The sequence below is a fragment of the Flavobacterium sp. PLA-DH12 genome, from assembly GCF_059511845.1.
Window position 1 is genome coordinate 12,593 of the sequence record NZ_JCAMPD010000007.1, and the last position, 11,977, is coordinate 24,569.

General features: G+C 32.0%; 13 protein-coding genes. 5 read left to right on the top strand and 8 right to left on the bottom strand.

Features of this window, described 5'->3' with window-relative positions; all coding sequences use genetic code 11:
• Positions 1-162: 162 nt before the first annotated feature.
• The 6 genes from AC5ZCW_RS14510 to AC5ZCW_RS14535 all read right to left on the bottom strand — a co-directional run bounded on the left by AC5ZCW_RS14510 (position 163) and on the right by AC5ZCW_RS14535 (position 4,943).
• A complete protein-coding gene (locus AC5ZCW_RS14510; protein ID WP_343542990.1) occupies positions 163-804 on the bottom strand; it encodes an O-methyltransferase in 642 nt (213 codons plus the stop codon).
• Between the two features lie 112 nt (positions 805-916).
• Positions 917-1,315 (bottom strand): hypothetical protein, encoded by a 399-nt coding sequence (locus tag AC5ZCW_RS14515; RefSeq protein ID WP_496120636.1) that lies wholly within the window; start codon positions 1,313-1,315, stop codon positions 917-919.
• 178 nt (positions 1,316-1,493) lie between these two features.
• Positions 1,494-2,045: a hypothetical protein gene (locus tag AC5ZCW_RS14520; protein ID WP_281631245.1), complete on the bottom strand. Its 552-nt coding sequence runs from the start codon at positions 2,043-2,045 to the stop codon at positions 1,494-1,496.
• Positions 2,046-2,055: 10 nt separating this feature from the next.
• Positions 2,056-3,507, bottom strand: a complete 1,452-nt coding sequence (locus tag AC5ZCW_RS14525) for a hypothetical protein (RefSeq protein ID WP_343542985.1) — start codon at positions 3,505-3,507, stop codon at positions 2,056-2,058.
• 5 nt (positions 3,508-3,512) lie between these two features.
• Positions 3,513-4,082, bottom strand: a complete 570-nt coding sequence (locus tag AC5ZCW_RS14530; RefSeq protein WP_343542983.1) for a YceI family protein — start codon at positions 4,080-4,082, stop codon at positions 3,513-3,515.
• Positions 4,083-4,382: 300 nt separating this feature from the next.
• Positions 4,383-4,943 carry a YceI family protein gene (locus AC5ZCW_RS14535; protein ID WP_496120637.1) on the bottom strand — a complete coding sequence of 187 codons (561 nt, stop codon included), beginning with the start codon at positions 4,941-4,943 and terminating at the stop codon, positions 4,383-4,385.
• 455 nt (positions 4,944-5,398) lie between these two features.
• Here AC5ZCW_RS14535 and rlmN point away from each other — a divergent pair, with 455 nt between their 5' ends.
• Positions 5,399-6,445: a dual-specificity RNA methyltransferase RlmN gene (gene rlmN / locus AC5ZCW_RS14540; RefSeq protein ID WP_496120638.1), complete on the top strand. Its 1,047-nt coding sequence runs from the start codon at positions 5,399-5,401 to the stop codon at positions 6,443-6,445.
• 171 nt (positions 6,446-6,616) lie between these two features.
• On the opposite strand, the gene AC5ZCW_RS14545 is transcribed toward rlmN, so the two are convergent.
• Positions 6,617-7,480: a hypothetical protein gene (locus tag AC5ZCW_RS14545; RefSeq protein ID WP_496120639.1), complete on the bottom strand. Its 864-nt coding sequence runs from the start codon at positions 7,478-7,480 to the stop codon at positions 6,617-6,619.
• Between the two features lie 160 nt (positions 7,481-7,640).
• Between AC5ZCW_RS14545 and AC5ZCW_RS14550 the strand changes: the two genes are divergently transcribed.
• A complete protein-coding gene (locus tag AC5ZCW_RS14550; RefSeq protein ID WP_496120640.1) occupies positions 7,641-8,618 on the top strand; it encodes a polyprenyl synthetase family protein in 978 nt (325 codons plus the stop codon).
• A gap of 88 nt (positions 8,619-8,706) precedes the next feature.
• Here the strand turns inward: AC5ZCW_RS14550 and AC5ZCW_RS14555 are convergent, their stop codons facing one another.
• On the bottom strand, positions 8,707-9,210 hold the full coding sequence (locus AC5ZCW_RS14555; RefSeq protein WP_496120641.1) for a hypothetical protein: 504 nt from the start codon (positions 9,208-9,210) through the stop codon (positions 8,707-8,709).
• Between the two features lie 326 nt (positions 9,211-9,536).
• On the opposite strand from AC5ZCW_RS14555, the gene AC5ZCW_RS14560 reads away from it, so the two are divergent.
• From AC5ZCW_RS14560 to AC5ZCW_RS14570, 3 genes are all read left to right on the top strand, one after another.
• On the top strand, positions 9,537-10,097 hold the full coding sequence (locus tag AC5ZCW_RS14560; RefSeq protein WP_496120642.1) for an RNA polymerase sigma factor: 561 nt from the start codon (positions 9,537-9,539) through the stop codon (positions 10,095-10,097).
• Positions 10,084-10,797 carry a hypothetical protein gene (locus AC5ZCW_RS14565; RefSeq protein WP_496120643.1) on the top strand — a complete coding sequence of 238 codons (714 nt, stop codon included), beginning with the start codon at positions 10,084-10,086 and terminating at the stop codon, positions 10,795-10,797. Before AC5ZCW_RS14560 ends, AC5ZCW_RS14565 begins: the two co-directional genes overlap by 14 nt.
• Before the next feature lie 81 nt (positions 10,798-10,878).
• Positions 10,879-11,907 (top strand): hypothetical protein, encoded by a 1,029-nt coding sequence (locus tag AC5ZCW_RS14570; protein WP_496120644.1) that lies wholly within the window; start codon positions 10,879-10,881, stop codon positions 11,905-11,907.
• The last annotated feature ends 70 nt before the right edge of the window (positions 11,908-11,977 follow it).

Sequence of the window (11,977 nt, forward strand, 5' to 3'; positions counted from 1 at the left end):
TGGCTAAAGCCCTTTATTTTAGATTATGTTCCTCCAGCTAAAGCGGAGGCAACCCAATAGTATATTTTTAGTTTAAAAGCTTAGAATCTCAGAATCTTAGAAACTTAGCATCTTTAAAAAGAACTTAGAACCTTAGCTCCTCAGCATCTTAGAAGCTAAAGCTTACAATACTCTCGAAACCGTCAATCCATCGCGAATTGGTAATAAAACCGTCTCTACTCTCGGATCATCTTTTAAAAGCTGATTGTATTCTAAAAGTACTTTGGTGCTAACATCATTTGGATGAACAGGTTCCAGGATTTTTCCGCTCCATAGAACATTATCCGATAAAATGATTCCGCCCTTATTCATTTTAGGTACAATCATTTCCCAGTAATTCAAATAGTTTTCCTTATCAGCATCAATAAAAACCAAATCAAATTTTAAGTCTAAATCTGGAATAATGTTTACTGCTTCACCTAAATGCTGAAAAATTTGTGCTCCCCAAGGTGACGCATCAAAATATTTTCGCTGAAAATCGATCAATTCTTCTTTGATGTCAATAGTATGTAGTTGCCCGTTTTCTTGCATTCCTTCGCATAAGCATAAAGCTGCGTAACCTGTATACGTTCCAATTTCTAGAATATTAACTGGACGAATCAATTTTGAAAGCATGCTTAAAACACGGCCTTGAAAATGACCGCTGAGCATTCTTGGTAAAAGTATTTTTTGATACGTTTCTTTATTAAGTTTTGCTAACAATTCTGGTTCGTTTTCAGAATGCTGTTCGATGTAATCTTCTAGTTCTTGAGATATAAAATGCATGTTGAAGTATCTTGTAATTTGAAAACAAAAATACAAAAATATCTGCTTGGGATTGGGCATAAAAAAAAACCATTCGTTTTGCGAATGGTTTCTGTTAGGATTTAGATGAAGTTTATTTTTTCAAAGCCGCATCTACATCTTTTGCTGTTTTTACAGTTCCGTCTTTTGCAGCTTTTGCAGCATTTTCTACTTTTTCAGCTCCTTTTTTAGTAGCGTCTTTTACATCCGTTGCTGTTTTTTTTGCAGTGTTTTCAACATCATTAGCGGCTTTTTTGGTAGCGTCTTTTACATCATTTGCAGCATTTTCTGTAGCATCTTTAGCTTTTGTAGCGGCACTTTCTGCTTTGCTTACAGCGCTGTCTTTTACTTCTTTGATATCTGTTGTTAGAGAATCAACTTTGTTGCCTAGTGTTAATTCATCTTCTGCAGGTTTGTTTTCTTTTTTCTCACATGACTGAACAGCAAATGCTAATAAGGCAACAATAGCTAAACTTAAAATTTGTTTTTTCATAATTACATTTTTTTAGGTTGATAAAACTTAAAGGTTAAATGGCTGAAAATAAAATTACAAATTTTAAAATGATTGAGCTCTTTGTAAGATTATTTTTCTTTTAAGAGCTAGACAATTCTTGTGTCAAAATTTTGAAATTATGCTGTTGGGCATTAATTTTTTTTAGATGAAAAAAAAATTAGTTTTTATACAAACTGAAATTAATTACAATATCATCTTTTACTTTGATCAATCCGGCCATTTTTACTGGCGGTTCCATTTCAATATCAGAGAATTTTAAACTAAGTGTTCCTTGAATTTTGTCATCAGTATTGTATAATATGAAATCTTTGTATTTAAGAGTTTTATCGGTTATGAAAAAGTTTAGTCTGCATTTGTAATTTTTCCCCATTGGTTTTATGTCGCTGATAGAGACAGTACTATTTGGGAATTGTTTGACTTTTACCGTTCCTTGCAAATCTTTCGTCATTATCTTATTGCCACAATCAAAGTTTGACATTTTAATGTCGGTATTAAAAGTGTTTTTTTTAACGGAGTTTACATAAACAGTATCCTTTGTAGCAAAGGTATTAGAGCAATTATATTTGCCAACTGTAGATATTCCTGTGATTTCTATTTTAATTTTATTAATTACCACAGTGTTATCTTCTGCGAAAAAAGTGGGTTTAGCACTTCCTAGAAAAAAGAACATTGCTAAACCCATTATTAATATTTGAAATCTCGTTTTCATTTTTTTTATATTAGAACGCAATTGTTGCTTCGAATACTATACCTTCAAACTTACCACCATAAAAGTTGTTTAGATTTCCAGTAGCAGGATCTCCTGTAAATTGTGAGTAATCTTTATATTTTTGATTCACGTAGTTTAGTTTAGCTAAAATGTTTTTAGTCATAAACCAACCAGCACTAGCTTCAAATTTATCTACGGTCACCTTTTTAGCATCGGCATTAGATAATTTTCCAGATACTGTATTGTATTTCCCTCCGATATAGAATTGTTCAGTTCCTCCAAATCTGTAAATAAGTTCTGAAGCATATTGATTGGCAGTACGTTTATCGTCAGTACCAGCTTTATCTCCTCCTGAAGCTAATTCGATTGTTCCAAAGAATTCAAGTCCTTTATATTTTACAAAAGGGTTAATCATGTATGTAGTTGCCCAATTTTTGAAATTAGGATTGAACGTTGCCTCTGGAGTAGATGTTTTGCTGAAACTAGTAGGAACATCAGTAGTAGTTGTAGAAATAACAGTACCACTAGCATCGGTCTTAGTAATAGTATTTTTATAAGGATTATTATTCAATATGCCCCAATAACCAAATCCTGATCTATTTGCAGAATATATGTTTGCGTTACCAAGATTAGCATTATGGTAATAAGAACCTGTTAATCTTACTCTTAAATCTTCATTAAGCTGTTTATCATAACCAAGTTTCGCTAAGATTGAAGGGCTATGTGTTGTATTAGCATTAGGTCCAGTAGGGTAAAAAACTTCTTCATTACTTTGATTTAAGTTACCATTTGTAACACCTAACATGCTTACCAATCCATTTCTGTTGTAGTAAACTTCCATACCCATTTCTGTCGTGAAAGAATACATAATGTTGTTTCCAACAAATGCATTTCTGATTGTATTACCATTATCAGAACCTCTGAAGTGGGCATCACCAAAATTGTTCTCCATTTGTCCAATTTTAATGGTAGCATATTTCATTACATCAGCCAAGAAGTCTTTTTTAATGAAGTCTAACTTGTCAATTTGTAAGTATCCACCTTTTACATAAGAATCATTGTGATGTCTTGAAGCTAAATAAACATCTAAATTTACTCTTACTCCATCAAACAATTGAGCACCAATATACATATCAGCAGCAGGAAGAGTAAAATTGTTCTCAGTATTCATTAAACGATATCCTGAAATTGTTCTGGTGGTAGTTCCAGTAGCAGTAGTAGTTGTAGTCGTAATATTAGCAGGTTGGTTGTTGAATGAATTTGTTGCTTGAAAATCCATGTTGAAAGCACCACCAAGATCAATACTAAGGCCTTTAAATTCTCTAGTATCTTTTTGTACGTCGAAAACGTTGATACCGTCTTTTCCTCTAGAGATTTGATTTTGCATGTTTCCAAAACTGACTTGTGCCTGAACAGCAAATGTGCTGATTAATGTGACGAATAGAATATAAATTTTCTTCATGGCGTTTATAAATTAAAGTTTAAATTGAATTTTATAGTAAGGTCTTGACCTGTTTTTATTGTTCCAAGCATTGCTGTTGGAGACTTCATTCCGAAATCTGTAAAGGTGATTTTGTTGCTTCCCTGAAGATTTAATCCATCTTTTGTAACAGTTGTTTTTACAGAAGTTTTGTAAACTTTGCTAACTCCTGCGATGGTGTAAGTTCCAGTTAATTCCCAAGTTGTTTCATTTACTTTTTCAGCAGATTTAAGAACATATTTAATGTTTTTGTTTTTGTCTGTTTTTAAAGTTTCGTAAGCCACCTTATCCATGCTTTTTTTCTCACTTTTAACGCTTTCTGCTAAAAGAGTTACGTTCAAAGTTTCGATATCAGCTAATTTTCCGTTAGCAATGTTTAAAGTTGCCGTTCCAGTTCCAGAAGCCGATTTCATTTCCCAATCATGAAGGGTAGAAGTGCCAGCAACAGAAAAAGTTGATTTACTATCTAAAGTGTATGATTTTTGCGCTGTTGCTAATGAGGTGATTCCTAAAAATGCTGTTATAGCGACGAAAAGTTTTAATGTATTTGTTTTCATTTTGTCATGTTTATATTGTGAAAAAATAAGTTAATAGTCGGCCAGTTTCTATTTAGTACTAAGAATGTTGTTTTAACTTGTATCAAAGATCTTTCTATAAATCAGCTTTGGATATGATAAAAATCATTGTTAAAATTTTATTAAATAGGTATTTAATAACTACAACGTTTTCATTTTTAAGAGAATCGATTACTAAAGCAAAAAATGGGTTTTGATTTTATTAAATTGATATTTTTTAACATTTACTTTGAATTAGTAAAAAGTTAAAAAAGAAGCATTCTTTAACATTAGCAATAAGATTTAGCTCAGAATAATATTGAAGATTACAGTCAGATCTTTTCCTGCTTTTACAACTCCAAGAGCCGCTTTCGGAGGTGTCATTTCAAAATCGCCAAAAGTTATCTGATTAGAACCTTGCAGAATGAAACTTCCTTTACTCACGGTTACTTTTACCTGAGTTTTATATTCTTTGCTTACGCCGGCAATAGTATAAACTCCTGTTAGGTTCCAAGTTGTATCATCAATTTTTTCGGCAGATTTTAAAACATATTCAATGTTTTTGTGTGTTTCAGTATCCATGGCTTCGTAAGCAACTTTGTCCATGCTCGCTTTGTAGCTTTTTAAACTTTCTGCCAATAAGGAAACAGTTAGACTGTTTATGCCAGCAAGTTTAGAATCTTTAATTATTAAGCTGGCACTTCCTGTTCCTTCGGTAGATTTCATTACCCAATCGTGTACTGTAGATGTTCCTGCTACTTCAAAAGTGGAATTTGCATTTACATTATATATTCTTTGTGCATTTGAATGCAATGAAAATGTTGTAAAAATTACTGTCAGTAAAATGGATTGAATTGTTTTCATGTTGATAAAGTATAGGTTAATCATTTAAACAAGGAAGTCTTAAAAATTCAGTTAGTGGTTCATGAATAAAAAGCTATCCTTATTTCTTAGACCAAAATTATCGCGCGCGAGAAGAAGACGAAATGATAAAAATCATGGCAAAATCTTTATTAAAATGGTATAGTAAAGACTGGGAAGCCTTATTGTAGTTGGGATTATACGTTTTGTAAATAAAATAAAATCGTAAATGATTGTTTTTTAGTTTGTTGTGTTTTTATGTTGGAATTTCAGATTCGTTTTTCAGATTTATCTTTTTGAAAGAAATCAAGAAAAAAAGACAAGAAAAAAGAAGGAAAAGAATATAACTATTAGAAAATACTAGAAATAAAACTGGTTTTGAAACTGTTTTTTTGAGGTTTAACCAAGAATGAATGCAAAAACAAAAAAAAAATGACAAAAGTGATTAACTTTGCAGCATGCAAATGGAGAAAAAAGACATACGAGCCTTATCAAAAGAACAGCTTCGCGATTTTTTTGTTGGAAATGGAGATAAAGCTTTTCGTGGAAATCAGGTTTATGAATGGTTGTGGAGCAAAGGCGCACACAGTTTTGAAGACATGACAAATGTAGCCAAAGCTACAAGGTCTATGCTTGAGAACAATTTTGTAATCAATCATATTAAGGTTGATACGATGCAGAAAAGCAGTGATGGAACTGTAAAAAATGCTGTTAGACTTCATGATGGACTTGTCGTTGAATCTGTTTTAATCCCGACTGAAACTAGAACAACTGCCTGTGTATCTAGTCAGGTTGGCTGTAGTTTAGACTGTAATTTCTGCGCAACAGCAAGATTAAAAAGAATGCGTAATCTTGAACCTGGAGAAATTTATGATCAGGTTCTGGCTATAGATAAAGAAAGCCGTCTGTATTATAATCATCCGCTTTCAAATATCGTTTTCATGGGAATGGGAGAACCTTTAATGAACTACAACAATGTCATTAAAGCAATTGACATGATTACTTCAGAAGAGGGATTAGGAATGTCTCCAAAACGAATTATGGTTTCGACATCAGGAATTCCGAAAATGATCAAAAAAATGGCAGATGACGATGTGAAGTTTAAATTGGCAGTTTCTTTACACTCGGCGATAGATGAGACACGTGCACGCATTATGCCTTTCAGTAAAAACTTTCCTTTAAAAGATCTACGAGAAGCATTAGAATATTGGTACAGAAAAACAAAAAGTAAAATATCTTACGAGTATGTAGTTTGGAAAGGAATTAATGATGATAAAGCTTCGGTTGATGCTTTGGTTAAATTCTGTAAATACGTGCCATGTAAAGTCAATTTGATTGAATATAATCCGATTGATGATGGCGAATTCCAACAAGCTTCTGAAGAATCAATTATGGCTTATATAAAAGCTTTAGAAAACATAGGGGTAGTTGTAAAAGTGAGAAGAAGCCGAGGAAAAGACATCGACGCTGCTTGTGGACAATTAGCGAATAAAGAAGCAGAATAATATTTGCTAAAAAATATTCCGATAGGAATATCTCGTTGGTAGAAAAAAAATATTCATAATGATAATTATGTCCCATAGGGACATTTGATAGGTTTTATATGATAAAAAAAAGCATTAAAAACGAGAAATAATTCTTGTTTTTAATGCTTTTTTCTTGGGCAAAAAGGATACTTATTTTTTCAAATCAACTTCTTCAGTAACACCATCTTTTGTTACTTTGGCAAGAGTATCGCATTCTCCGTTTCCATAATCTATAGTTGCCGAAGCGCCATTTTTAGTAATAGAAGCAATTCCTTTTACAGCAAAAGATTTTCTGCAAGAAGCATTAAACTCTAAAGGAGTTGTGATTTCTGCCGAAAAAGTATCGCCGTTAGGGAAAGTGGTAGAGCCGCTTCCGGTAACAACAAATACATTATCATCCCAATCAAACCATGTATCATAGCCAGAAGTCATTTCTTTTATCAGAGTTCCTTTTCTAGCATAAACCTTTCCATCATCAAAAGTAATCGTTAAATCGATTGCCGCTGTTGATACTGGGTGAGGAGTCACCAATAAATTGGTTTCTTTAATTGTTCTAACAATACTTTTATTTCCCTGAATTTTTTTACCATTATGATAAAATCCTTCAAAAGTGTAACTGATCGTTTGTGTAGAAGAAGTAAAATCATTCGAAAAAGAAACGACCATTTTTCCTTTTACTGTATTACCGTTATTCAAAGTACATCCTTCAGCGCCAAAATCTACTGTTTTTGTCCAAGTATTATTGGTTAAAACAGTTGTAATTGTGGCACAACTCGGAAGATAATTTTTTATAGGTCCGCCTGGTTTTGAATTTACATTGAGCTGAGAGCTAAATTGATCTTCGGCAATATTAGTAACATCCTCTACAGAGGCATCGATTTTAGAATTAGCTATAATTTCGTCATTCGTAATCGTAGCTGATGATCCGTCATTTGTTTTTTCATCAGAATTACAGCTAATGAAAAAAGACAATGTAATTATACATGTTCCAATTAATAAAAATTTTGTTTTCATAAATAAATAGTTTTGGGTTTTCTTTTAAGTTAATGAATTCAAATCAGTATTAGTTAGAGCTATTTTTGGTGTTTTTTTTCAGGTTAAAACATAAATTATTTAAATCCTAACCTAAAATAAACAACGTATTTTTATTTAAAATAGTATATTTGGAGTCTAAATGAATATTACGTCTCAAATAAAGCAGCCTATTTTTAACGAGATGGAACTTTTCGAAAAAAAGTTCCATGAATCGATGACTTCAAAGGTTGCGTTGTTAAACAGAATCACTTATTATATCGTAAACCGTAAAGGAAAACAAATGCGTCCGATGTTTGTTTTTTTGACTGCAAAAATGGTTTCAGGCGGTACAGTAAACGAAAGAACGTATCGTGGAGCTTCTGTAATTGAGCTTATTCATACCGCAACTTTAGTACACGACGATGTTGTTGATGACAGTAATCGCCGTCGCGGATTTTTCTCAATCAATGCGCTTTGGAAAAATAAAATTGCTGTTTTGGTCGGAGATTATTTATTGTCTAAAGGCCTACTACTTTCTATCGATAATGGTGATTTTGATTTGTTAAGAATCATTTCTGTAGCCGTTCGTGAAATGAGCGAAGGAGAATTGCTTCAAATCGAAAAAGCACGTCGACTTGATATTACCGAAGATGTTTATTACGAAATCATCAGAAAGAAAACTGCAACGCTTATTGCCGCTTGTTGTGCGCTTGGCGCGAAAGCCGTAATAGAAGATGATATTCAGGTAGAAAACATGCGTAAATTCGGTGAACTGATAGGAATGGCATTTCAAATCAAAGATGATTTATTTGATTACAGCGAAGAGGCCATCGGAAAACCAACTGGAATAGATATTAAGGAGCAAAAAATGACTTTGCCTTTAATTCACGTTTTAAATACATGTACTCAACAAGAAAAAAAGTGGCTGATAAACTCCATCAAAAACCATAACAAAGACAAAAAACGCGTAAAAGAAGTGATTGCATTTGTGAAAAATAACAATGGTTTGGCTTACGCCGAAAACAAAATGGTGCAATTCCAGCAGGAAGCACTTGCATTACTTCAAAACTTTGAAGATTCTGAGTACAAAGACGCTCTGACTTTGATGGTGAATTATGTTATTGAGAGAAAGAAATAATTTTTTAATTAGAAAATTGACTTTAAGATATAAAAAAAACCTCTTTTAAAATTTTTAAAAGAGGTTTTTGCTTATAATGAAGTAAATTTTATTCTGCTGTTTCAATTTCTGTTTCGGCTTCCGGTTTTTTCTTAAATTCATTGATAACACCAAATAATGCCATCAAGCTAAATATTCCCCAGCCAATTGCCCAATATAAGCTACTATTAGAAGAGTTTTTTTCTTTTTCCTTAGCTAATTCTGATTTTGGATTTGCAAGGTTAAAATTCGGATCACTTTTAAGATAGTAAACAGTCAATTTATTTGATTTTGGAAGATCAACATCAAAAGTATGTTCTCCTTCATAAGTGTTTCCATCCAAATCAAAATGATACCTAAATTTATAAGTCTTCATTGGTATGCCAGCAATTTTAATCGTAGTTTCTTTATATTCATCATATAATTCCGCTTGGATTGTTGAATTGTCGAAAAGCATTTTTTCATAATTGGAGATTGCTTTGTTGTCTCCGCCTTTAATATATTCGGTTGAGCAGTTTTTACAGCAAAAAATGGCAACAAAAAGAACGAGAATTGAGGAGAACTTGTCTTTCATTTAATTAGGTTTAGGTTTGTTTTTGGTAAATTTTTCGGAGTAAATATAATAATTTTAATACGTAAATGAGTATTAATTAAAAAAACTTGTTTTAGTAACGTTTAAGGAAATTCTCAAGGTATTTAAGAATGCTTAGATATTGCAGCGTGTCTTATGCGAGAAGTTTGCTTAAGTTTACACTAATAAAATCAAAATCCTCCTGATTTTGGAATTTGGAATTTTGATTTTTTTTTGATTTTTTTTTTATCCTCATGCAACCATTTCAAATCGACAATCGTCTATGCTAATAGAAGTCTATTTCTAAAACCAAACCGAAAAGCTTATTAATGAAAATTATTTCGTTACATCCAGAAGAAACCAAAATCATAAAGTTGGCTGTCGAGAACAATCGTCAGGCACAACAGCAGATTTACGGTAAATATTCTTCAAAAATGTTAAGTGTATGTCGACAATATATAAAAGACATTCAGCTGGCAGAAGATGTAATGATCACGGCTTTCATGAAAGTGTTTACGAATCTAAAAAACTTTGAACGCAAAGGAAGTTTTGAAGGCTGGATCCGCCGAATTATGGTTAACGAATGCATTTCCTATTTAAGAGTTCAGAAAAAAGTAAAATTTGCCGAAGATGAATTTTTTGTAGAAGAAAGCTTTAACGAAATAGACAGTCAATTTACTGTAGAACAGATTCAGTATTTAATTGATGCTTTGCCAGACGGCTACAAAATGGTTTTCAATTTATATGCGATTGAAGGCTATAAACACAATGAAATTGCGAAGATGTTGGGAATAAATGAAGGAACATCAAAATCGCAATTATCGCACGCTAGAAAAATGCTGCAAACACAAATTACTATTTTAAAAAAACAAGATAATGGAACCGAATAATTTTGAAAAGGATTTCCGTGAAAAGCTAAATCAACGAGAAATTGAGCCAAGCAACAAAGCTTGGGATCGATTGGATGCGATGTTGAGTGTGGCCGAAGAAAAGAAGCCAAAGAGAAATAGAAAATGGTTGTATATCGCTGCCAGTTTCATCGGATTTTTATTGATTGGGACTTTGTTTTTCAATCAAAATAATAAATCAGTTGCAACGCCAGAAACGGTAATTGTTGAAAAAGAAACGAAAACCCCAAAAGACTCGGTTACAGCACCTGTTTTAGATAGTGCTAATTCCCTAAAAACAGAAACTGTAATCGCAGAAAAAACTGAAGAAGAAAGAATTAGGAAAAACGAAAGAATCAATAATCAAATCTCAAATAAAACCATTAAAAATGTATCAAATCAAGTAGCGGAGTCTTCAATCATCATCAAAAACAATCAAGAAAAAGAATCAGTACATAATCAAACTCAAATTGCTGAAACTTCAAAAAAAGAAAATGTAGATCAGTTATTAGAGACAGCTGAAAATAAAGTTTTGGCTCAAAGTCAGACAAAAAAAGCAAAAGTGAAAATCAATGCTACCGATTTGCTTAATCAAGTAGATGGCGAACTAGAGCTTTCTTTTAGAGAAAAAGTAATTACAAAAGTCAATAAGAATCTTCAAGAAGTTAAAGTTGCGATATCCAATAGAAATCAGCAGGAATAGAATTTACAATTCACATTTTATAATTAATAATTAAAAGAATCATCATCAATCAAATATTCAATCATTTTAAAACAATCAATCATGAGAAATTTTACCATTTATCTTATACTTTTCTTCTTTTTAGTAATAAGTAAAGTAGTAGGCCAAGAAACTTTTGAGTCTGAAGCAAAAAGAATTGCTAATAAAATCGAGAAAATTACCAAAGAAGAAAAAGAAACTTTAAAGGAAGAAGTTGAAGCTGTAAATGTTCAGTTGTCTGAAGGGAAAATTACACAAGAACAGGCAGACAAACGTAAAAAGGAATTAGCAGAAGCGAGAGCTGTAATTATTGAAGAAAAAGTAACTCTCGCTCAAAATGAATTAAATGATCTTGTTCAGAAAAAAGTAGACGGAAAAATAAAAGAAGATTCTGCAAAAGTGTATATGATTCGTTGGAAGTCATATAGTCACCATAAAGATTCTATTCGTAGTGAAAAAAGAACAACATCCCAATTTGTATTTGCAATGGGATTAAATAATATGATGGTCGACGGAAAACTTCAGGATTCAAATTATAAATTTATGGGATCGCATTTTTACGAATGGGGATTTACATATAATTCAAGACTGATGAAAAACGATAATCTGCTTCATGCCAAATACGGACTTTCATTAATGTACAATAATATACGTCCAACAAATAACAGAAGTTTTGTAGTAGATGGCGAACAGACAAATCTAGTTGAAAATCCAGTTCATTTAACCGAATCTCGTTTTAGAAATGTGTATTTGGTAGCACCTGTACATTTAGAATTTGATTTTACAAGACCAATAGAGCGCGATGGGAAAACGTATTTTAAAACTCATAAAAGTTTCCGTTTTGGTGTTGGAGGTTATGCAGGAATCAACGTAAAATCAAAGCAGATTTTAAAGTTTGAAGAAGAAGATTTAAAATATAAAACCACTATAAAAGGCGATTACAACGTAAATAATTTTATTTATGGTCTGAGTTCGTACATCGGTTATAGAGAATTGAGTTTGTATTTTAAGTATGATTTAAATCCATTATTTCAGAATAATCTAGTAAAAGAGAATAACATATCGTTAGGACTTCGCGTAGATTTAAACTAAAATTACTGGTCGTTTAGTTAGTAAAAGGGCATCTTGAGAGAGATGCTTTTTTTGATTTAAAATGATAAAA

Bases quoted from the DNA above. Each gene is read 5' to 3' on its own strand.
- AC5ZCW_RS14560 (WP_496120642.1), top strand. From the start codon at position 9,537: ATGAAAATTATTTCGTTACATCCAGAAGAAACCAAAATCATAAAGTTG.
- AC5ZCW_RS14510 (WP_343542990.1), bottom strand. From the start codon at position 804: ATGCATTTTATATCTCAAGAACTAGAAGATTACATCGAACAGCATTCT.
- AC5ZCW_RS14555 (WP_496120641.1), bottom strand. From the start codon at position 9,210: ATGAAAGACAAGTTCTCCTCAATTCTCGTTCTTTTTGTTGCCATTTTT.
- AC5ZCW_RS14565 (WP_496120643.1), top strand. From the start codon at position 10,084: ATGGAACCGAATAATTTTGAAAAGGATTTCCGTGAAAAGCTAAATCAA.
- AC5ZCW_RS14550 (WP_496120640.1), top strand. From the start codon at position 7,641: ATGAATATTACGTCTCAAATAAAGCAGCCTATTTTTAACGAGATGGAA.
- AC5ZCW_RS14525 (WP_343542985.1), bottom strand. From the start codon at position 3,507: ATGAAGAAAATTTATATTCTATTCGTCACATTAATCAGCACATTTGCT.
- AC5ZCW_RS14520 (WP_281631245.1), bottom strand. From the start codon at position 2,045: ATGAAAACGAGATTTCAAATATTAATAATGGGTTTAGCAATGTTCTTT.
- rlmN (WP_496120638.1), top strand. From the start codon at position 5,399: ATGCAAATGGAGAAAAAAGACATACGAGCCTTATCAAAAGAACAGCTT.
- AC5ZCW_RS14535 (WP_496120637.1), bottom strand. From the start codon at position 4,943: ATGAAAACAATTCAATCCATTTTACTGACAGTAATTTTTACAACATTT.
- AC5ZCW_RS14570 (WP_496120644.1), top strand. From the start codon at position 10,879: ATGAGAAATTTTACCATTTATCTTATACTTTTCTTCTTTTTAGTAATA.
- AC5ZCW_RS14530 (WP_343542983.1), bottom strand. From the start codon at position 4,082: ATGAAAACAAATACATTAAAACTTTTCGTCGCTATAACAGCATTTTTA.
- AC5ZCW_RS14545 (WP_496120639.1), bottom strand. From the start codon at position 7,480: ATGAAAACAAAATTTTTATTAATTGGAACATGTATAATTACATTGTCT.
- AC5ZCW_RS14515 (WP_496120636.1), bottom strand. From the start codon at position 1,315: ATGAAAAAACAAATTTTAAGTTTAGCTATTGTTGCCTTATTAGCATTT.